This window comes from Bradyrhizobium sp. CCBAU 53340 (genome assembly GCF_015291645.1).
GTDB lineage: Bacteria > Pseudomonadota > Alphaproteobacteria > Rhizobiales > Xanthobacteraceae > Bradyrhizobium.
On the sequence record NZ_CP030055.1, the window covers coordinates 1,198,756 to 1,218,928 of the forward strand.

General features: G+C 64.9%; 17 protein-coding genes. 8 read left to right on the top strand and 9 right to left on the bottom strand.

Annotated features, from left to right (window positions below):
* Positions 1–120: 120 nt before the first annotated feature.
* The 3 genes from XH89_RS05595 to XH89_RS05605 all read left to right on the top strand — a co-directional run bounded on the left by XH89_RS05595 (position 121) and on the right by XH89_RS05605 (position 2,668).
* Positions 121–624, top strand: coding sequence for a CAP domain-containing protein (locus XH89_RS05595; RefSeq protein WP_194466114.1), 504 nt, complete (start codon positions 121–123; stop codon positions 622–624).
* A gap of 77 nt (positions 625–701) precedes the next feature.
* Entirely contained in the window at positions 702–1,877 is a 1,176-nt protein-coding gene (locus tag XH89_RS05600) for a patatin-like phospholipase family protein (RefSeq protein WP_194466115.1), read from the top strand.
* Between the two features lie 2 nt (positions 1,878–1,879).
* On the top strand, positions 1,880–2,668 hold the full coding sequence (locus XH89_RS05605; RefSeq protein WP_194466116.1) for a 3-hydroxybutyrate dehydrogenase: 789 nt from the start codon (positions 1,880–1,882) through the stop codon (positions 2,666–2,668).
* Positions 2,669–2,802: 134 nt separating this feature from the next.
* Here XH89_RS05605 and XH89_RS05610 read toward each other — a convergent pair whose 3' ends face one another.
* From XH89_RS05610 to XH89_RS05620, 3 genes are all read right to left on the bottom strand, one after another.
* Complete coding sequence (locus tag XH89_RS05610; RefSeq protein ID WP_194466117.1) at positions 2,803–3,627, bottom strand: sulfite exporter TauE/SafE family protein; 825 nt, start codon at positions 3,625–3,627, stop codon at positions 2,803–2,805.
* A 195-nt stretch (positions 3,628–3,822) separates the two neighbouring features.
* Positions 3,823–5,190 carry an oligosaccharide flippase family protein gene (locus XH89_RS05615; RefSeq protein WP_371825199.1) on the bottom strand — a complete coding sequence of 456 codons (1,368 nt, stop codon included), beginning with the start codon at positions 5,188–5,190 and terminating at the stop codon, positions 3,823–3,825.
* A 267-nt stretch (positions 5,191–5,457) separates the two neighbouring features.
* Entirely contained in the window at positions 5,458–6,297 is an 840-nt protein-coding gene (locus tag XH89_RS05620) for a protein-disulfide reductase DsbD domain-containing protein (RefSeq protein WP_194466119.1), read from the bottom strand.
* A gap of 142 nt (positions 6,298–6,439) precedes the next feature.
* On the opposite strand from XH89_RS05620, the gene XH89_RS05625 reads away from it, so the two are divergent.
* Entirely contained in the window at positions 6,440–7,084 is a 645-nt protein-coding gene (locus XH89_RS05625) for a YqgE/AlgH family protein (protein WP_194466120.1), read from the top strand.
* Positions 7,085–7,311: 227 nt separating this feature from the next.
* On the opposite strand, the gene XH89_RS05630 is transcribed toward XH89_RS05625, so the two are convergent.
* The gene (locus tag XH89_RS05630) at positions 7,312–8,199 is read right to left on the bottom strand and encodes a TauD/TfdA family dioxygenase (protein WP_194466121.1); all 888 of its coding nucleotides are present in this window, start codon (positions 8,197–8,199) and stop codon (positions 7,312–7,314) included.
* A gap of 95 nt (positions 8,200–8,294) precedes the next feature.
* Positions 8,295–9,074, bottom strand: a complete 780-nt coding sequence (locus tag XH89_RS05635; protein WP_194466122.1) for an SDR family NAD(P)-dependent oxidoreductase — start codon at positions 9,072–9,074, stop codon at positions 8,295–8,297.
* Positions 9,075–9,172: 98 nt separating this feature from the next.
* Between XH89_RS05635 and XH89_RS05640 the strand changes: the two genes are divergently transcribed.
* Positions 9,173–9,910: an SDR family NAD(P)-dependent oxidoreductase gene (locus XH89_RS05640; protein WP_194466123.1), complete on the top strand. Its 738-nt coding sequence runs from the start codon at positions 9,173–9,175 to the stop codon at positions 9,908–9,910.
* 75 nt (positions 9,911–9,985) lie between these two features.
* Positions 9,986–10,360 (top strand): CsbD family protein, encoded by a 375-nt coding sequence (locus XH89_RS05645; protein ID WP_194466124.1) that lies wholly within the window; start codon positions 9,986–9,988, stop codon positions 10,358–10,360.
* A gap of 157 nt (positions 10,361–10,517) precedes the next feature.
* Here the strand turns inward: XH89_RS05645 and XH89_RS05650 are convergent, their stop codons facing one another.
* On the bottom strand, positions 10,518–12,203 hold the full coding sequence (locus XH89_RS05650; protein ID WP_194466125.1) for an SGNH family hydrolase: 1,686 nt from the start codon (positions 12,201–12,203) through the stop codon (positions 10,518–10,520).
* Between the two features lie 149 nt (positions 12,204–12,352).
* Entirely contained in the window at positions 12,353–13,759 is a 1,407-nt protein-coding gene (locus tag XH89_RS05655) for a lytic murein transglycosylase (protein WP_194466126.1), read from the bottom strand.
* 203 nt (positions 13,760–13,962) lie between these two features.
* Here XH89_RS05655 and XH89_RS05660 point away from each other — a divergent pair, with 203 nt between their 5' ends.
* Positions 13,963–14,838, top strand: a complete 876-nt coding sequence (locus XH89_RS05660) for a UTP--glucose-1-phosphate uridylyltransferase (protein ID WP_194466127.1) — start codon at positions 13,963–13,965, stop codon at positions 14,836–14,838.
* Positions 14,839–15,041: 203 nt separating this feature from the next.
* On the opposite strand, the gene XH89_RS05665 is transcribed toward XH89_RS05660, so the two are convergent.
* Positions 15,042–16,538, bottom strand: coding sequence for a sensor domain-containing diguanylate cyclase (locus tag XH89_RS05665; RefSeq protein ID WP_194466128.1), 1,497 nt, complete (start codon positions 16,536–16,538; stop codon positions 15,042–15,044).
* Between the two features lie 143 nt (positions 16,539–16,681).
* Here XH89_RS05665 and XH89_RS05670 point away from each other — a divergent pair, with 143 nt between their 5' ends.
* Positions 16,682–16,945, top strand: coding sequence for a hypothetical protein (locus tag XH89_RS05670; RefSeq protein WP_194466129.1), 264 nt, complete (start codon positions 16,682–16,684; stop codon positions 16,943–16,945).
* 217 nt (positions 16,946–17,162) lie between these two features.
* Here XH89_RS05670 and XH89_RS05675 read toward each other — a convergent pair whose 3' ends face one another.
* On the bottom strand, positions 17,163–20,039 hold the full coding sequence (locus tag XH89_RS05675; RefSeq protein WP_194466130.1) for an EAL domain-containing protein: 2,877 nt from the start codon (positions 20,037–20,039) through the stop codon (positions 17,163–17,165).
* Between the last annotated feature and the right edge of the window lie 134 nt (positions 20,040–20,173).

Here is a 20,173-nt window from a genome sequence, read left to right on the forward strand (position 1 = left end):
GAAATCCGGATCTTTCCCGGGGGCACCCAAGCCGCCCGATCGGGTCGAATTTTCCTCAAAATTCACCTTTCAGCCACGGTTGGTATGCAACAACGGCCCCACATTTGGGGGCCCCTATCCATGCGCGCTGCGGCCGCGATCCTTCTCACTTTGCTTCTCGCAGGCTGCGCCGGCAATGAAGCGCCGATCCAGCAGCCGTCGATGTATGCCGACATGTCGGTCCCGGGCGCCAAGCTTGATGCGCCGGCCGCCGCGATCATGATCTCGCAATATCGCCAGAACAACGGTCTCGGCGCCGTCGAGGTCGACCCCGAACTGATGCGGCTTGCCGAATCCCAGTCCGGCGCCATGGCCGCCGCCAACAAGATGGACCATGACGTCCGCGCGCCCCTGGGCAAGCGGCTCAATGCCGGCGGCTACCCCGCAACCGTCGCGGTCGAGAACATCTCGGCCGGCTATCACACGCTGGCGGAAGCGTTTTCCGGCTGGCGCGACTCGCCTCCGCACCGCGCCAACATGCTGAAGAGCGGTGTCACAAAATTAGGCATCGCGGCGAGCTATGCTCCGGGCACCAAATACAAGGTGTTCTGGACCATGATCCTGGCCTCGACCGATCCCCGATAAGCCAGACTTGATCCCGGGTGCATTGACGTCGCGACAGACTGTCGCCACGGTGGCTCGCCTTTTGCTATTGTTCCCGAATGACAGATCATAGTCCGGAAGTCGCAACAGTCCCCGCGAAGGCGCAGCGCGTCCTGGTTCTCCAGGGCGGCGGCGCGCTCGGCTCCTATCAAGCCGGCGCCTATCAGGCGCTGTGTCATTTCGACTTCGAGCCCGAATGGGTTGCCGGCATCTCGATCGGCGCGGTCAATGCCGCCATCATCGCCGGCAATGAGGGCCACATCCGCGTCAAGCGGCTAAAGGAATTCTGGGAGATGGTCTCCGCGCCGGTGCCGTGGAAGCCGATCGGCAAGAGCGACCACAGCCGCGAGCTGTTCAATTCCACCAGCGCCGCACTGATTGCGACCTTCGGCGTGCCCGGCTTCTTCACGCCGCGCGTCCCGCCCGCGCCGCTCTGGCCGCCGGGCAGTCCGCAGGCCGAGAGCTATTACGACACCGCGCCGCTGAAGAAGACGCTGGAGCGCCTCGTCGACTTCGATCGCATCAACGATCTGAAGACGCGGCTTTCGGTCGGCGCCGTCGGCGTCACCTCCGGCAACTTCAAATATTTCGACAATTACGAGTTCAAGAAGCTCGGCAAGAAGATCGGTCCCGAGCACATCATGGCGTCGGGCGCGCTGCCGCCGGGCTTTCCGTCGGTCGTGATCGACGGCGAGCATTATTGGGACGGCGGCATCGCCTCCAACACGCCGCTCGACTTCGTGCTCGATGCCGAGGTCGATCGCGACATGCTGATCTTCCAGGTCGATTTGTTCAGCGCCCGCGGCGACCTGCCGAATTCGCTGCTCGAGGCTACCGAGCGCGAGAAGGACATCCGCTTCTCCAGCCGCACGCGGATGAACACCGACAAGAACAGGCAGTTGCACAACGCCCGCAGGGCGGCGCGCGAACTGATTGCCAAATTGCCCGATTATCTCAAGAACGACCCGTCCGTCGAGTTCCTCGCGAAGGTCTCTCGTGAGAGCACGGTCACCGTGGTGCACCTGATCTACCGCAGCAAGAACTACGAATCCTCGTCCAAGGATTACGACTTCTCGCATGTCGCCATGGTCGAGCATTGGGAAAGCGGCGTGCGCGACGTGCACCTGTCGATGCGACACAAGGATTGGCTCGAGCGGCCGCAATCCGGCGAGACCATGGTGACCTACGATCTTACGGGGGACGTCACCGCGCCCCCGCCAAAAAGGAGCGAATAATTATGGGTACTCTGTCAGGCAAGAACGCCGTCGTAACCGGTTCGACCAGCGGCATCGGGCTCGCCTACGCGCGCGCCTTCGCCGGCGCCGGCGCCAACGTCGTCATCAACGGCTTCGGCTCGCCCGAGGACATTGAGAAGGAGCGCGCCAAGATCGAGTCCGATTTCGGCGTGAAGGCGGTCTATTCGCCCGCCGACATGACCAAGCCCGCCGAGATCGCCGGCATGATCGCGCTCGGCGAGAAGACCTTCGGCTCGGTCGACGTCCTCGTCAACAATGCCGGCATCCAGTTCGTCTCGCCGGTCGAGGAATTCCCGGTCGAGAAGTGGGACCAGATCATCGCGATCAACCTGTCCTCGGCCTTCCACGGCATCCGCGCTGCCGTGCCCGGCATGAAGAAGAAGGGCTGGGGCCGCATCATCAACACGGCTTCGGCGCACTCGCTGGTGGCCTCGCCCTTCAAGTCGGCCTATGTCTCGGCCAAGCACGGCATCGCCGGCCTGACCAAGACCGTGGCGCTGGAGGTTGCGACCCACAAGATCACCTGCAACTGCATCAGCCCCGGCTATGTCTGGACGCCGCTGGTGGAGAAGCAGATCCCGGACACGATGAAGGCCCGCAACCTGACGCGCGAGCAGGTCATCAACGACGTGCTGCTCGATGCCCAGCCGACCAAGGAGTTCGTGACCTCGGAGCAGGTCGCCGCGCTCGCGTTGTTCCTGTGCAGCGACGATGCCGCGCAGATCACCGGCACCAACCTGTCGATCGACGGCGGCTGGACCGCGGAGTAACGGCCTGGACGCCGTAGGGTGGGCAAAGGCGCGTCAGCGCCGTGCCCACCATCTTTCTCTCATCGAAACAGGTGGTGGGCACGCTTTCGCTTTGCCCACCCTACGACACCGAGAACGCGGCGACAGCTAGCGCCTCAATGGCTCCAGGCCAGCGCCGTCACGATCGCGGATTGCAGGTTCAGTTCCGCGAACATGATCTTGCCGGCGACCATGACGAGGACGCTGGCAAGCGCCACGCGCAGCACCGTCTCCGGCACGCGGGTCGCGCTATAGCTGCCGACGATGATGCCCGGCAGCGAGCCCAGCAGCAGCACGCCCATCAGGGCCCAGTCGACGTCGCCGAGCATCCAGTGACCGATGCCGGCCACCAGCGTCAGCGGCACTGCGTGGGCGATATCGGAACCGACGATGGTCGCCATCGGCAGGCGGGGATAGAGCAGCAGCAGCACGGTGACGCCGACGGCACCGGCGCCGACCGACGAAATCGAAACCAGCACGCCAAGCACGATGCCGGTGATGACAGTCGCGATCGTCGTGGTTCGTTCGTCGACCTGCTCCATACGCCGGCGATAGCGCTCCATGATCGACTTGCGGAAGATCAGCGATGTCGCGGTCAGGATCAGCGCAAAGCACAGCACCAGATTGACCAGGTTGCGCTCGGCATCGCTCTTGAGATCGAGCTTCCACAGCACCAGCAGCGTCAGCGCGCTGGCGGGGATGCTGCCGCAGGCAAGTCGCAGGACCGCCGGCCAATGGATGCTGCGCGACCAGCCGTGCATCACGCTGCCACCGGTCTTGGTGGCCGCCGCATAAAGCAGGTCGGTGCCGACGGCGGTGGTTGGGTGGATACCGAACAGCAGGATCAGGAGCGGCGTCATCAACGAGCCGCCTCCCACGCCGGTCAGGCCGACAAGCAGGCCGACGCCGAAACCCGAAGCAACGTAGAGCGGATCAATCATGGCCGGGAGAATCTAGGTTTATCTCGTCAGTTGGGCAATACGACGTAGAATAAACTTTCCCCGCGATGCAACCTGTTGGACAGAATAAGAAAAATTATGCTGCGGAGTGGCCGCGCAGAGAGGTTTCGCCTGTTTCGTATGCCGATCTGGAAACAGTCATCCCCGGAACAATGCAGAGGTGGGCGTGCATCGTACCTATTTACCAAATGCGAGCACGTGCAGCCCCAGCCGCTGGCGCACGATCCAGAACAGCAGCACGGTCTCGAAGGTCAGCGAGATCGAGGTCGCGGCCGCGGCGCCGCGGCCGCCGAAGCGCGGCACCAGCGCGATGCAGAGCACGACGTTCATGACGAACGCCAGCGCATAGGCGAGCGCGCAGATCTTCTGCTGGCCCAGCATGTTGAGAAGCCGCTCCACGGGCCCGATCGCGGCGCGCACCACGAGGCCAATAGCGGCGATGAACATGATGTCGTAGCCGACCACGAACTGCGGCCCGAACAGCCACAGCAGCGGCTTGCCGAGCGCGAGCAGCGCGGCGGTCGCGGCCAGCGACGGCCAGAACGTCCAGACGATGGCGTGCGCGACATAGGCCGACAGGCGCGCCTTGTCGCCGAGCGCGTTGTATTCGGCAAAACGATGCGCCGTCGTCGCCGACATCGCGTAGTGGATGAACGACACCAGCGCCAACGTCTTCACCACCGCGAAATAGACGCCGACCTCGTCGGAAGGACGGAATTGCTGCAGCACCAGCACGTCGGCATAGGACAACAGCAGGTAAAAGCTCTCGACCAACAGGATCGGCAGCGAGACCGCGAGCCAGCCACTGATGTCATAGGTCTTGGGGCCCGGCGCGATGTGACCGGCGAGCTTGCGGTTCAGCACCACCATCTGCCCGGTCATCGCGATCCACACGGCCCCTGCGCTTGCCACCATCGCCGCGACCGCGCCGAGATGATAGCCGAGCAGGAAGGCGGTCGCCGTAATGCCGATGATCAGCGCCTGGCGGATGATGAATTGCGGCATCAGGCCGAGTTGCATCCAGTCGTGCGAGCGTGCGATGCCGTCCTGGGTATTGGCGACGACGAAGGCGGGCAGCGTCATGCATCCGATATAGAGCGGCAGTTCCTCGGCCGGATTGATCCAGGGCGACAGCAGCTTGACGATGCCCGCAAGCGCGAGCGACACCAGCGCGGAGACGGCGAAGGTCAGCCAGCGGCTGCCGGACAGGAAGCCGCGCAACAGCGCGTGATCGCCGCTGGCGCGATATTCCGGAATGATCTTTTGCGCGGAAGCGGAGATGCCGAAATCCATCATGCTGCCGAGCAGCAGGACCCAGGTCCAGACATAGACATAGATGCCGTAGTCGGACGTGCCCATCCAGCGCGCCAGCAGCACCTGCGAGACATAGGCGAGGCCTGCACTGATGACGCGGATGATGAAGATGGTGCCGGCGAGCCGCCGCGTCAGCGATGCTTCACTCGAGCCGCCGGTCAGCCTGGCGCGCAGCCGCGCGATCAGCCCGGCCGGTCCGGTCGTTGCGGGTTCTGCATCCATCACGGCCAATTCGAGATCCCCAAGGGCGCATCCCGCATGCTGCGGCAGGCCTGGGAATTAGCAACCATTCGTTAAGATTCGGTTGGATGGGGCGTGTTGCCGCGCCAACCCCGCTGTCATCCCCGCGAACGCGGAAATCCATAACCACAGGGAGAAGTTGGGGTGCGAGCTGCCAACTCCGAATCTTCGCAAAACTGTTGCTGCGGCGTATGGGTCCCGGATCGGCGCTCCGCTTGTCCGGGACGACGGCGGAAAATGACGCGCCAGCAGCGCACCTCACTCCAAGTTCGCATTGAACTCGTACGATTTATCAGGCCCGACCAGCGTGAACTTCAGCGCAGCGCCATCGGGCTTCGCGCCCGGGGGCAATCCGTCGAGCTCGAAGGTAAATCGCTTCACGCCGGGCGGGCTGTCCTCGACCGGATTAGGAATGGGCAAGGACCATTCGGGCGTCGGCCCCTCGACGAACAGATTCACCTTGCTGTTCTCGGGCACGACAACGTCGACCACCACGTTCTTGGGGCCGTCGCGCCTGACATCGCGGATGGTCAGTGGATTGGGATCGCCGATATTGGCCGGCTTCGGCACGGTGTCGAGCGCGGTGCGCAGATTGGCGTCTTCGGTCGAGGCGACGTTGTTGAAGCCGAGCTCGACATTAGCCTCGACGGGAATGCAGAGCTTTTCGCACACGGCATAGTTGATCTCGGCACGCAACGTCACCGGCTTGTCGGCGGCCTTGGCGACGATACGCAAGGGCAGCACGATCTGGTCGTGATAGCCGATCGAATGGCCGCCTGCGCCGTCGTCGAACTTCTGCGGTGCCGGCCACATCACGGTGACCGCTTCGACATTGTCCGACTTGGAGAAGTCGAACCGCGGCGGAACGCCGGAATCGCCCGGCGTGCGCCAGTAGGTCTTCCAGCCGGGCTGAAGCTGGACGGCAATACCGCCGAGCAGCACCGCCCCGCTGCGCGATCCCGCCAGCAGCCGCACCGCGGAATGTCCGTCGCGCTGCCACGGTGAGGCATCGTCAGCATGGGCTACCGTCGCCACCGACGACGCAAGCAGGGTTGTCGCGACGGCAATCGCCGCATGCAGGGGAACTCTTGTCAGCATGGCACGTCTTTACAGGGTCACCCCAGGGCAAACCATTGAATTGCTTGTGATGGATGCACTTGATTCAACTGCCGGCAAGCCTTGATTTGACAGCCGCGCGGCCCGACATCAGGATAAGAATTGAAACCGGAGTGCTTCAGCGATGGCTCCCACAGGCAAAAGAACGGGCGAAAGCACCCGCAGCGCGGGCCCGGCGCTCCCCAGTTCGGCCGGTTATCTCGACGGCCGGCTCCTGATCGCGATGCCGGTGATGGGCGACGAGCGCTTCGAACGCTCGGTGATCTATCTCTGTGCGCATTCGGCCGAGGGGGCGATGGGCATCATCGTCAATCACCCGGCCGGCAGCATCGATTTTCCCGAGCTCCTGGAGCAGCTCGGCATCGTCAAGAAGGGCGAGCACATCAAGCTGCCGGAGAACGCCGAAAGCATGAAAGTGCTGCGCGGCGGTCCGGTCGACACCGGGCGCGGCTTCGTGCTGCATTCCAGCGATTTCTACATCGAGAACGCGACCTTGCGGATCGACGACGGCGTCTGCCTCACCGCGACCGTCGACATCCTGCGGGCGATCGCCAACGGTTCCGGACCCAAGCACGCCATTCTCGCGCTTGGTTATGCCGGATGGGCGCCGGGCCAGCTCGAGACCGAGATCCAGAGCAATGGCTGGCTGCATTGCGACGCGGATGCGGATCTGATCTTCGGCGACGACGTCGACGAGAAATATGGCCGCGCCTTGCGCAAGATCGGCATCGATCCCGGCATGCTGTCGAACGAGGCCGGGCACGCGTAGTTGCTCCACCCTCTGCTGTCGTCCCGGACAAGCGGAGCTTCTGGCAATGCGTAGCGTTGTCCAGAACGGAGCGCCGATCCGTGACCCGTAACCACAGGATGAAGTTGGAGGCAGGCTGGTCACCACGAGTCTTCGCCAAACCACTCCATGTGGTTATGGGTCCCGGATCGGCGCGCGCCTAAGGGCGCGCTTGTCCGGGACGACAGCGGCATGTGACGCGCCTTCCGCTACTCCGCCGCCTGCTGCTGCACCGTCGGCTCGGTGCCCGCAACCGTCGCGCGGCGCATATCGCGGGGCTGGGACTGGTCGTAGCGGCGGACGCGGTGCATGGTCTGGCGGTTGTCCCACATCACGAGATCATGCAGCTTCCATTTGTGGACGTAGACGAACTCGGCTTGCGTCGCATGCTCGTTCAGATCGCGCAGCAACAGCCGTCCCTCCGGCATGCTCATGCCGACGACCTTGCCGGCATGCGATGACAGATACAGCGACTTGCGGCGATGCACGGGATGGGTCCGCACCAGCCGCTGCAGCACCGGCTTGAACATCGCCTTCTCTTCGTCGGTATACTCGGTGAAGCCGAGCGAGCCCCGCGAATACATCAGCGAGTGCTCGCAGATGAGGTCGTCGATCTCGGTCTTGGTCTCGTCGTCGAGTGCGTCATAGGCCGCGCGCATGTCGGCGAATTCGGTGTTGCCGCCCTTCGGATTCACCACTCGCGCCGACAGCAGCGAGAATTTTGCCGGGATCGGGCGAAACGAGCTGTCGGAGTGCCACAGGCAATTGCCGAGGTTGAACAGATGGGTGCGACTGTCCTTGGCGAGCGGCTTGCCGTCCTTGCCGAGATTGGAGACGTCGTTGAGGCCGGACTGCAGGCGGTAGTCCTTTTCCTTCGTCACCGTGCCGCCACGTGCATCTTCGCGCCGACCGAAGTTCAGCGCAAAGGCCATCTGCTGCTCGTCGGTGATGTCCTGATCGTGGAAGACGAGCACCGCATATTTGTCCATGGCGGACTCGATCTCGCGGGCCTGATCCGGTGTGAGAGGCATTCGCAGGTCGAGGCCGGACACCTCGCCGACAAAATGCTTCTGAAGCTGCCGGATGGCGATCGTCATGGCGCATCTCCCCGAAGACGAGCGGTTGTTCCGCCCTTGTCGATGAAAAAGCTACTCCCGCATGGGTGGTTGTCAACGCTTCGCCTGCATGGCTCTTACGCGTTCCGCGCCATCAGCCCGCCGTCGACCGGGATCACCGCGCCGGTGAGGAAGGACGCCGCCGGCAGGCACAGGCTCAGCGTCATATGCGCGACTTCCTCGGGGTCGCCGTAGCGCAGAAGCGCGGTGCGCCGCTTGGCATAGATGGTCTTGTGCTCCTCGGCGATGCGCTCGGTAATGGCGGTGCGGATCGGGCCCGGGCAGATGCAGTTGACGGTGATGCCCTCGCGGCCGAGCTCGACGGCGAGCGAGCGCGTCAGGCTCGCGACGCCGCCTTTCGCGGCGGAGTAGGGGCTGTGCAACGCGGTGGCGCCGAGGGCCTCGGTCGAGGCGATGTTGACGATGCGCGGCGACTTCGACTTGCGCAAGTGAGGCAATGCGGCACGGATGATGCGCGGATGCGCCGTCAGCATCACGGCGATGCCCCTGGCCCACGCGTCCTCGTAAGCCTCATCGTCGATCGCAACCCGCACGGAGATGCCGGCATTGTTGACGACCGCATCGAGCCCGCCGAAATGCGCCGCGACATCATTGACCACGCGCTTGATTTCACCGCCGTCGGCGACGTCGAGCTTCCATGCCTTCGCCGTACCGCCGCTCGCTGCGATCTCCTTGGCGACGGCATGCGCGCCTTGCTCGTCGTAGTCGGTCGCCGCGACGTTCGCGCCCTCGGCGGCGAACACGCGCGCGGTGGCGCGTCCCATGCCGCTTGCCGCGCCGGTGACGAGAACGGTCAGGCCCTTCACGGAGCGGCTGAGCTCTTTGAATTCGGACATGGTGTTTCCTCGTGTCTCTTGTTTCTTGTTGTGAGATGGACAAGGCTGGCATCGATCCGCAGACAGGTCAAACAAGCAAAACAAAAGGGGAGGCCGCGATGGCGAACGAGCTCGATTTCACAGACAGGCAGGTGCTGGTGGTCGGCGGTTCCAGCGGAATCGGCAACGGCATCGCGCAGGCCTTTCGCGCGAGAGGCGCCAGCGTCGCGGTGTGCGGCACGCGCGCGCGTGCTGCGGACTATTCCGCGGCGGAAGGCTCCGATCTCACCGGTCTTGCCTACGCGCAGCTCGACGTCAGCAACACGAGCGCGATCGAAGCGTTCAAGCCGGCGTTCGAGAAGCTCGACATCCTGGTGCTCGCGCAGGGCGCGGTGATCTATCGCCGCGGCGAGTTCGAGATGGCGGGCTTCCGCAAGGTGGTCGAGGTCAATCTGATGAGCCTGATGGCATGCGCGACGCGGTTTCATTCCATGTTGCGGGATTCGAATGGCGCGCTGATCGTGGTGTCCTCGACCGCGGCCTATCATTCCACCATGGGCAATCCCGCCTATAACGCCTCGAAGACCGGCGCGGTCGGATTGACGCGGACGCTGGGCGAGGCCTGGGCTGAGGACGGCATTCGCGTCAACGGCATCGCGCCGGGGCTCGTCGATACCAAGATGACGAAGGTGACGACCGACAATCCCAAGCGGCTCGAAGGCGCGCTCGCGCGCATTCCGCTGCGGCGATTGGGCACGCCGGCCGACATGGCGGGCGCAGCGCTGTTCCTGGCCTCGCCGCTGTCCTCGTACATTATTGGACAGACGCTCGTGGTCGATGGCGGCCTCATTCTCTAGGCCAAACTCTGAGCGGCCGTTGGAACTGCGCTCCTCCTGATCGGTTACTTGGGCAGACCCCCGAGGAGGAGCATCATGGACAAGGACAGGATCGTCGGATCGGCCAAGGAATATGCTGGACGCGCAGAAGGCGCAGTCGGCGATCTCGCAGGCGATGCGCAGACGCAGGCGTCGGGCAAGGCGCGCGAAGCTGCCGGCACGGTGCAGAATCTCTACGGCCAGGCCAAGGACGCTGTGCGCGATGCCGCGGACACCGCGACGAGCTACGCCAAGGACGCCTATGAGAACAGCGGCGACACGCTTCGCGATGGATCGCAGGCGCTGTCGAAGAAGGTGCAGGACAATCCGCTCGGCGCGCTGCTGGTTGCCGGCGGCATCGGCTTTGCGCTTGCGCTGTTGATGTCACGTCCCGCGCGCCGCCCGCCGCCGCGCTGGCGCTATTACGGCTGAGCCGTTCCCCAGCGTTCTCTGTGCCCCGGACGCAGCGCAGCACGCAGTGATGCGCTGCTGAGCCGGGGCCCATTCTTTTTGAACGGTGTGAGAGGGCTGGGTCCCGGCTCTGCGCAGCAGCATTGCACGCTGCAGCGCGTGCGGGACACGCGATCGCTTACCGCACCACTTCCGCCGAACGTCCGACATTGCCCGGCGGCCGCGGGATCGCGGGGTTCGGATTCGGGTTGCGGGGCCCGGGCGCCAGTTGACGCGGTGCCGGCTGCGGTGAGCCGAAGCCGAAGAAATCGCGCAACGACGGCGTGGCCTGGGCCGGCTGCTGTGGCGCCGGCCTCTTTGGCGCGGGCGGCTTGGGCAGCGCGATCGCGGCGGCCGGCGTTCCGGGCGCACCGGGAGCCACAGTGCCACCGTCAGGCGTCGTCGCCGCAACGGGCGTATCGCCCTTGGCCTGTTCGCGACCGACTTCGCGACGTGGCCAGGAATAATCATCGGCACGGCCCGCGGGAGCGGCCAGCGGCTCGCCCTTCACCAGCGTCCGGGCTGCGAGCGCATCGACGGCGGCGGGGCGCGTGCCCGGTCCACCCAGCAATTGATCGGTCGAGATCGAGGCCGCAACCAGCGGCACGATCGGGCCGGCGAGCGGTCGCGGCGCGGGCTTGCCGGGTTCGGCGCTGGTATCAGGCGTCGCCGGCTCGCTTGGCAGCGCGATCGGACCGGAGCGCCCTGCGAGCAGGCGCGTGATCTCGCGTTCGACGTAATGCGCGAGTTTTCGCGCGCCGGGCTTGGTGAAGTAGACGCCGTCAGCGCTGCGCAGCTGGCGGATCTGGCCTTCGAAGTCCGGGCCCTTCTGCAGGAAGCGGCCGGATTCGTCGACAAAGCCGTCCCAGACGTCGACATAGGTGATGCCGGCCTTGGCCGCACCCTCGCGATAGAGCGAATCCAGGAACAGCATGTCCGCGGTGCCCTTGGGTCCGCGGATCGCGGGCAGGCCGACCCAGAGCACCGGCACGCCCTTGGCCTTGAGGACGCCCGCGAGCTCCTCGATCTTCTTGCCGTAGAGCTCGACCCAGCGATCGTCGCGGAATTCGTAGACGCCATTTGGATTGCGTGCCGCCTTTTCGGGCGCGGCTGCGGGCGTGTCCGCGTTGTCGGCGTCGTCCTGCGGCAGGTCGGTATCAACGGGCTTGACGTCCGGCTTGGCGGCCGTGTCGGGCTTGGCCTCGCCGGGCTTGCCTTGCGGCTTGGCGCGCGCGCCCTTGTCGTTCTTCTTGTCCTTGTCCTTATCCGCCGGCTTGTCGGCGACCGGCTCGCGGATCGCGACGCGGTCGTTGAGGCCGAGCATCACGACGATGACGTCGGGCTTCTCGCTCTCCAGAATGCCCTTCGCGGCCGCCGCCCAATCGGAGGGCTCGCCCTTGGGCTGGTACTTGATCAGGCCGGAGGTGGTCCGGTGCTTGCGGATCACGCCCATGTCGGGCTGTTCGGTGTAGGCGTCCTCGAGGCCATAGGCGAGCCAGTCGGCCATGGCGTCGCCGATCACCAGCACGTTCTTGTCGGGGATGGTGTCGCGCTTGGCCGGTGCCGGCGCGCGCGAAAAATCCTGGCGCGGCGCCTGCGGCTGCTGCTGCTGGAACGGCGCGAAGAAATCGCCGCCGAACCAGCCACCGCCGCTGCGCGGCGGCGGGGCCGCGCGCTGCGGCGGGCCGCCGAAGCCGGGGAAGTTGAAGAAGCCCTGCGCCGAAGCGGAGCCCGCGACCGAAACCAGGATCGCAAGCGCCGTCCCCAGCGCGATCAGCGGGCCGGTCTCGGTCAGCGCCTTGAAAAAGGATTTGGGCTTCGACATGCGATCTCGGGCGCGCGCAACGGGGTCTGGAGATAGATCGTTATAATAACGGAATCGGGCGCCAAACGGGCAAATTCTCTTGTAGATTCCTGAGGGAATGCACCGCCGATCGGCCAAAATCGCCGCTCAGGGTTACTTTCGGGCCGTTTTTACCGCCCGCGCAGCCGGTCCAGCACGTCGGAGGTGGCAAATCCGTCGGCAGGGAGCCCGATCGAGACCTGGTAGTTGCGCAGCGCGTCCCGGGTCTGGCCGCCGAACTGGCCGTCCGGGGTGCCCTTGTAGAAGCCGCGCTGGGCCAAAAGCTGCTGAAGTTCCAGCCGCTCGTTCCTCGACAATTCCCGCTCCTGCCGCGGCCAAGGCTGCACGAAGGGCTGCCCCCCGCGCAGGCGGTCGGCGAAATGGCCGATCGCCATCGCATAGGCCTCGGCCGGATTATATTTCATGATGACCCGGAAATTCTGCAGCATCAGGAAGCCCGGTCCCTGCGCGCCGGCAGGCGCCAGCAGATAGGCCTTTTCCGCCGGATGTGGGAAGGGCTGGCTTGTGGCCCGCTTGAGGCCGAGCTTCTCCCACTGCGCGATCGTCATCATCTTGGCGCGGTCGGCCAGCATGTAGTTGAAGCCCTGCGGCACCACGACCTCAAAGCCCCAGCTCTGGCCGCTCTGCCAGCCGTCCTTCTTGAGATTGTTGGCGGTGGAGGCGATCAGGTCGGTCGGATTGTCGACGACGTCGCGGCGGCCATCGCCGTCGCCGTCCACGGCAAAGCGCTTGAACGCGGTCGGCATGAACTGGGTCGGGCCGAAGGCGCCGGCCCAGGAGCCGCGCATCTGCTCAGGGCGCAGATCGCCGCGGTTGAGGATCTCCAGCGCCGAGAGAAACTCATCCCTGAAATAGGCCTGGCGGCGGCCGATGCAGGCGAGCGTCGCGGTCGATTGCAGCACGCTGCGGTCGCCCATCTGCGTCGAATAATTTGACTCGATGCCCCAGATCGCGGCGACGATATAGCGGTCGACGCCATAGGCCTTTTCGGTGGCGTCGAACTGCGCCTTGTATTTGGCGAGGACTTCCTTGCCCTTGGCGAGGCGGTTGTCGTTCACGAGGATGTCGAGATAGTCCCAGATCGACTTGGTGAACTCGGGCTGCGAATCCATCAGGTCCATGATGCGCAGGTCGGGCGTGAGGCCTGCGGTGAAGCGCTGGAAGTTCTCCTGCGTGATGCCGCGCCGTGCGGCATCGGGCCACATCCCGGCAACACAATTGTCAAAATTGGCAGCCGCCTCGCGGATCGCAGCCGCCGTCATCAGCGGATGGCCGGAGGCACCGTCCTCGCCGCTCCAGGGTTGCGCGCCGCCGGGAGCGGGTGCGGGTTGCGAGGGAGCCGGGTCCGCGCCGGAGAAAATACCGCCGAACAGTTTTGACAGGCCGTTCTGCCCTGGCTGTCCCTGGGCCTGCGCGGACGCAGGGAACAGCAGCGCGGCCGCAACCATTGTTGCGCCGGCCAGAGATCCACCGCGTCTTGCCCGTCTTGCCAGCAGTCCTGCCACTGATTGCCTCATATCCACCCGTCCGGCCAAAAATCAGCCATCAGGAGGCCTCGTTACGGTTGCCAATATCTTAACAAGGAGGAATTTTTGCAGGTCGCCTTTTTCGCAAATTCTCGGACACTGAGCCCTACATCCGCCTTTGTTAGCGGCTGCAAAGCGGCTAGCAAGATGCATTGCTTCCTTCACCTGCGCCCCCAAGGTATTCGATCGCTCACATGAAAATCCGCAAAGCTGTATTCCCCGTCGCCGGCCTCGGGACCCGCGTTTTGCCCGCCACCAAGGCGATGCCGAAGGAAATGCTCACCATCGTCGACAAGCCGCTGATCCAGTACGTCTATGACGAGGCGAGGGAAGCCGGCATCGAGCACTTCATCTTCGTCACCGGCCGCAACAAGAACGTCATCGAAGATCATTTCGACCGGATGTTCGAGCTCGACACCACGCTCGCTGCGCGCGGCAAGAAGGCCGAGCAGGAAATCCTGGCGCAGAACCAGCCGGAAGCCGGTGCCGTCAGCTTCACCCGCCAGCAGGCGCCGCTCGGGCTTGGCCACGCGGTCTGGTGCGCGCGCGACATCGTCGGCAACGAGCCGTTCGCAGTGGTGCTGCCCGACGAGCTCGTGCTCAATTCGCCCGGCTGCCTGAAGCAGATGATCGAGACGGCATCGTCGCTCGGCGAGAAATCCAATCTGATCGCGGTCGAGGCGGTGCCTGACCATCTCACTCATCAATACGGCATCTGCGGCGTCGGAAAGCGCACCGGCAAGATGTTCGAGGTCGACGGCATGGTCGAGAAGCCGGCCAAGGGCACCGCGCCCTCCAACCTCTCGATCACCGGCCGCTACATCCTGCAGCCGGAGATCTTCAAGATCCTGGAGACCCAGGAGCGCGGCGCCGGCGGCGAGATCCAGCTCACCGACGCCATGATCGGCCTCGCCAAATCGCAGAAATTCTACGGCGTCGAGTTCGAGGGCGAGCGCCATGATTGCGGCTCCAAGCCCGGCTTCCTCCGCGCCAACATCGCCTACGCGCTGAAGCGCCCCGAGCTACGCGAGGGGCTGATCGCGGAAATGAAGAAGTATCTGGGGCAGTAGGCGCACGGCTTCGCAACACTCAGGTGTCGTCCCGGCGAAGGCCGGGACCCATACCGCGTTATCCATCGATTGCGGTCAGTAGTCGTACCGAACGACGAGTCTTCGCCAAACCCAGTCCAGTGGTTATGGGTCCCGGCCTTCGCCGGGACGACACCGACGGCGTGGTGGATTGCTTCCGCCCAATTGAACTTGGTATCGCGGCCTCACGCCACCAGCGACAGCCTCGGCAGGCTCGCCACCACCGACTGGTTGCGGCCGCCGGCTTTCGCGGCATAGAGCGCCTTGTCGGCGGCGGCGACCAGGATTGCCCAGTCCATGCCGGCGGTGGGCGCGAGGCTGGCGATGCCGCAGGAGACGGTCGATCCCGTCCCGCCGTCGGACCAGCCCTGTACCTTGGCGCGGATCAGTTCGGCGATCTTGAAGGCGTCGGCGGCCGAGGTGTTCGGCAGCAGCACGGCGAACTCCTCGCCACCATAGCGTGCGGCGCAGTCGCCGGCGCGGCGGACCGAATCCGAGATGCAGATGGCGATGCCGACCAGCACCTGGTCGCCGGCCTGGTGGCCGAACGTGTCGTTATAGGCCTTGAAATGATCGGCATCGATCATCACGAGCGCGATTTGCGCCTTCTCGCGCATGGCGCGCCGCCATTCGATGTCGATGACGGAATCGAACTTGCGGCGGTTGCGCAAGCCGGTGAGCGCGTCCGTCGTCGCCATCTCCTCGAGCTTGTTCTCGGCATCGGCGCGGCGGCCGATCTCGCGGGCGAGCACCAGGGTCGATGCCAGCACGAACAGGATCAGCGCCAGCACCACCGCGCCGATGCGATAGGCTTCCTTCTGCCAGAGCTCGAACACGGCACTGAGCGGCTTGCCCGCCACGACAAACAGCGGACCGGAGCCGCTGCTGCGCACGTAGAGACGTGGCGTGACGTCGATCGGTCCCTTTCCGGCGAAGGATCCGCCGGCCTTGAGATTGTCGGGCTTCCACTCCGGCCGCGTTCCGAGGTTCTTGCCGATGATGTCGAGGTCGAACGGCCGCCGCATCATGATGGTGCGGTCACGCTTGAGCACCGTGATGGTGTCCTCGGGGTCGAGGCTCAGCCGCTCGAACAGTTCGTGGAAATAGCTGAAGCGGATCGAGCCGGCGACCACGCCCAGGAAGCCGCCGTCGGTGTCGCTGATGCGCCGGCTCAGCACGATCGAATAGGCGCCGCGGAACAGCATCGGCCGGCTGATGTACAGGCCGACGTCGGGATTGTCGCGGTGGATCCGGAAATACTCCTCGTCGGCGCGGTTCTCCGCCTGCGGATCGAGCGTGGAGGCGTCGATGGTGAGCCTGCCGTCGGCATCGAACACCTGGATGGCGCCGAAATGCCGCGCCGTGGTCGCGTGATCGAACAGGATGAGCTGGCGGACCGGCTTCGAGACCGTGGCGATCTCGGGCAGCAGCATGTTGTTGACGACCGCCTTCAGCGACAAATCGTAGATCTCGATATTGCGGCTGATGTCGGCGTCGATGGAGGTGGCCAGGTTTTCCAGCGTCTGGCGGGCGAGCGCTTCCTCGCCGCGGCGCATGTCGAGCATGACGTTGACGCAAATGGCGGAAAAGCCGATCACCGTCACGACGGACGAGATGATCAGCAGCTTCGCCGAAATGCGCCACGGCCGGCGGGCCGTGACCTCGCGCCATCCAGACAGCATCGGTTGCTCCCGACATGATTGGATGCGCCTGAAATCTTGCATAGTGTTTAAGCCGCGACGGCGCTGTCGCAATGAGTTAAGATTTGGTTTCCGCCGATCACGCTTTTGGGCAGATCAGGACGCGGACAAAGGTGAGGACGGCGGTGAACGATTACGACGCGCTACGTGACTACCTGCTGCGGCAGAAGCAGATGGAATTCGTGCTGAGCTTTGAGCAGATCGAGGAGATCATCGGCGCGGCCCTGCCGCGCGCGGCGAACCGTGCCTCATGGTGGGACAGCCTGCGCAGCCCCGACATCCAGATGCCGCAACGCGAAGCCTGCCTCGCCGCAGGCTTCGTGGCGACACGGATGCCCGATGGCGCGAGCGTGCGGTTCACCAAGCGGAAGAACGACCGGCGGCGTTAGCGCGGCGGCGAAGCTGCCGACCTCAAGGTTGACGTAACGCGCCAAAATCTCTCCCCGTCATCCTGAGGTGCTCGTCCTGCAACGCAGGACGAGCCTCGAAGGGCGACGGCCCGGCAGCATCCCGGCCGCTCATCCTTCGAGGCTCGCCAAGCGCCGCTTCGCGTCGCATGGCTCACGCCTCAGGATGACGGTTTGATATTGCGCGAGAGTCGAAAGATCAGCTCGCCGCTTCCAGCCGCACTTCCGTCAGAAGCCGCATGGCGGCATCGGCATCCATCGGCTCGCCGAAGGCAAAGCCCTGCGCGTATTCGCAGCCCAATTGATAGAGCTCGACCGCGTCGGAATCGGTCTCGGCGCCTTCCGCCACCACGTCCATGCCGAGATCATGCGCGAGCGCGATGATCGATTTGAGGATCACCGGCCGCGTGCCGCGATTGGTGGTGCGAACGAAGGACTGGTCGATCTTGATGGTGTCGAAGGGGAAGCGCTGCAGATAGGCCAGCGAGGAATGGCCGGTGCCGAAATCGTCGAGCGAGAGGCCAGTGCCGAGCTCGCGAATGCGTGTCAGCATTTGCGCGGCATGCTCCGGATTCTCCATCACCAGCGATTCCGTCAGTTCCAGCTTCAGCGTGCCGCGCGCCACCGAGGATCGTGACAGCACGGTTCGGATATCGTGGATCAAATCGTGGCGCAGCAGCTGCCGCGAGGAGACGTTGACGGATGCGAAGATCGGCTCGCGCGAGCGCATCGCGCGCTGCCAGATCGAGAGCTGCTTTGCGGTCTGGTCGAGCACGAACATGCCGAGGTCGACGATCAGGCCGGTCTCTTCGGCGATGGTGATGAATTCCGACGGCGCCATGCGGCCGAGCTTCGGATGATCCCAGCGCGCCAACGCCTCGAAGCCAGCGACCGAACGGTCCTCCAGCCGGACGATCGGCTGGTACAGGATGGTGAGCTCCTGCCGCTCGATGGCGCGGCGCAGCTCGCTCTCCAGCGTCAGGCGATCGGTTTTTCGCGCGCGCATTGCGGGTTTATACACATCGATGCGATCGCCGCCGATGCGCTTGGAATGATACATCGCAAGCTCGGCGTCTTTGATGATCTCGTCCGTGAGCTGGGTTTGCGGATCGGAAAGCGCCATGCCGATCGAGGCGGTCAGGAAGATCTCGCGGTCGTTGAAGGCGATCGGCGCGCGGATGGTCTTGCGGATGGTCTCGGCGAAATTGGTGATCCGCGCCGGGTCCTGCTCCGAGAGCAGGATCAGGCCGAACTGGTCGCCGGCAAGCCGCGCCAGCGTGTCCTGCGGCTTCAGGATGCGGGTGAGGCGGCGGGCCAGCGTCAGCAGGATGGAATCGCCGACCGCGATGCCGACGGAATCGTTGACCTGCTTGAAACGGTCGAGGTCGATCACCATCAGCGTCGGCCGCAGCGTCGGCATCGATTTGGCGAAATGCGCGACGGCGCCGAGCCGGTCCATGAACAGCTTGCGGTTGGGCAGGCCGGTGAGGTTGTCATGCACGGAATCGTGCAGCAGGCGTTCCTCGGCGTTGCGCAGCTCAGTGACGTCGGTGAGCGTGCCGACCACGCGCGAGACCTCGCCGTCGGAGCCGACCACCGGGCGCGCCTTCAGCGCAAACCACATGAAATGGCCGTCCGGCGTGCGCAGGCGGAAATCCTGCACCAGCCGGCCGCGGCGCTGGTCGAGCACGCTGTCGAGCGCGGCGCGGAAGCGGTCCTGGTCGAGCGGGTGCAGCACTTCCAGCCAGGAGGCCGCCGGGCCCTCCAGCGCGCCACGCTTGAGACCGAGCAGGGCCTCGGTCTCGGGGCTGGTGAACACTTTGTCGGCGGAGACATCCCAGTCCCAGATCAGATCGCCGGAGCCGGCGAGCGCCAGCGCGCGCCGCTCGATGTCGGAGACGACGCCGGTGGTGGCGCCGCCGCCGGCGAAGGCGTGCTGCATGACGGTGAAGCCGATCAACATCACGATCAGCACGAGGCCGCCGAGCAGGGCCGGGCCGACGATGTCGTTGGTGACGGAGCCTGCGACCGTCATGCCGGCTGCGACCACCCAGACCACGAGGAGGAACCAGGTCGGGATCAGCAGCACCGCGCGGTCGAAGCCGTGGGTGGAGAGATAGACGATCAGCGCGAAGCCGGCGAAGGCGATCAGCACCAGCGAGATGCGCGCGATGCCGGAGGCGACAGCCGGGTCGAACAGGGCGAGCGCGACCAGCGAGCCGAGGAAGGCGAGCCAGCCCACCGTGATGTGGGAATAGCGCACATGCCATCGACTGAGGTTGAGATAGGCGAACAGGAACACCAGCAGTGTCGCCGCCAGGATCGCCTCACCCGCCGCGCGCCAGATGCGCTCGGCGTTGTTCGACATGTCGAGCACCTTGCCCCAGAAACCGAAATCGACGCCGATATAGACCAGCACCGCCCAGGCCAGCGCCGCGGCCGCCGGGAACATGATGCTGCCCTTCACCACGAACAGGATGGTGAGAACCAGCGCCAGAAGTCCGGAGATGCCGATCACGATGCCCTGGTACAGCGTGAACGAGTTGACCTTGTCCTTGTAGGCCTCCGGCTCCCACAGATAGAGCTGCGGCAGCTTGTCGGTGCGCAGTTCCGCCACGAAAGTGACGACGGCGCCGGGGTCGAGCGTGACCCGGAAGACGTCGGCGGTCGCGCTCTCCTGGCGATCCGGCCGGTCGCCAATGGACGGCGTGATGGTCGCGATGCGCGACAGCCCGAGGTCGGGCCACAACAGGCCTGAGGATACGATGCGGTAGTGCGGGGCGACGATCAGGCGGTCGAGCTGGTCGTCGGTGTTGTTGGCGAGCGCGAACACCGCCCAGTTCTGGCCGCCCTCGCGCGCACGCACCTCGATGCGGCGAACGATGCCGTCGGTGCCGGGCGCGGTGGAGACCTGGATACGGTCGGAGTCGCTGCGCTGATGCTCGAGCACGCCGGTGAGGTCGATCGCGGGCGCGTCGCCGCGGACGCTGACAGCGTCAAGCGCGCGCGCGGGACTCGCGGCGACAAGAATCATGAGGCCCAGCGCGATGGGCGCGAGGCACCTGATCAGACGCAAGGTCAGTTCTCCGCGTTCGACGCAAACTCTGAGTGCAAGAGCAGTACGTAAGGCTGGCACGTAAAGGCGATTTCAGACCGGACGGAAGTGGTTCGGCATTTCGCGATAGATGCCACGAAAGCGAGGAAAATCAA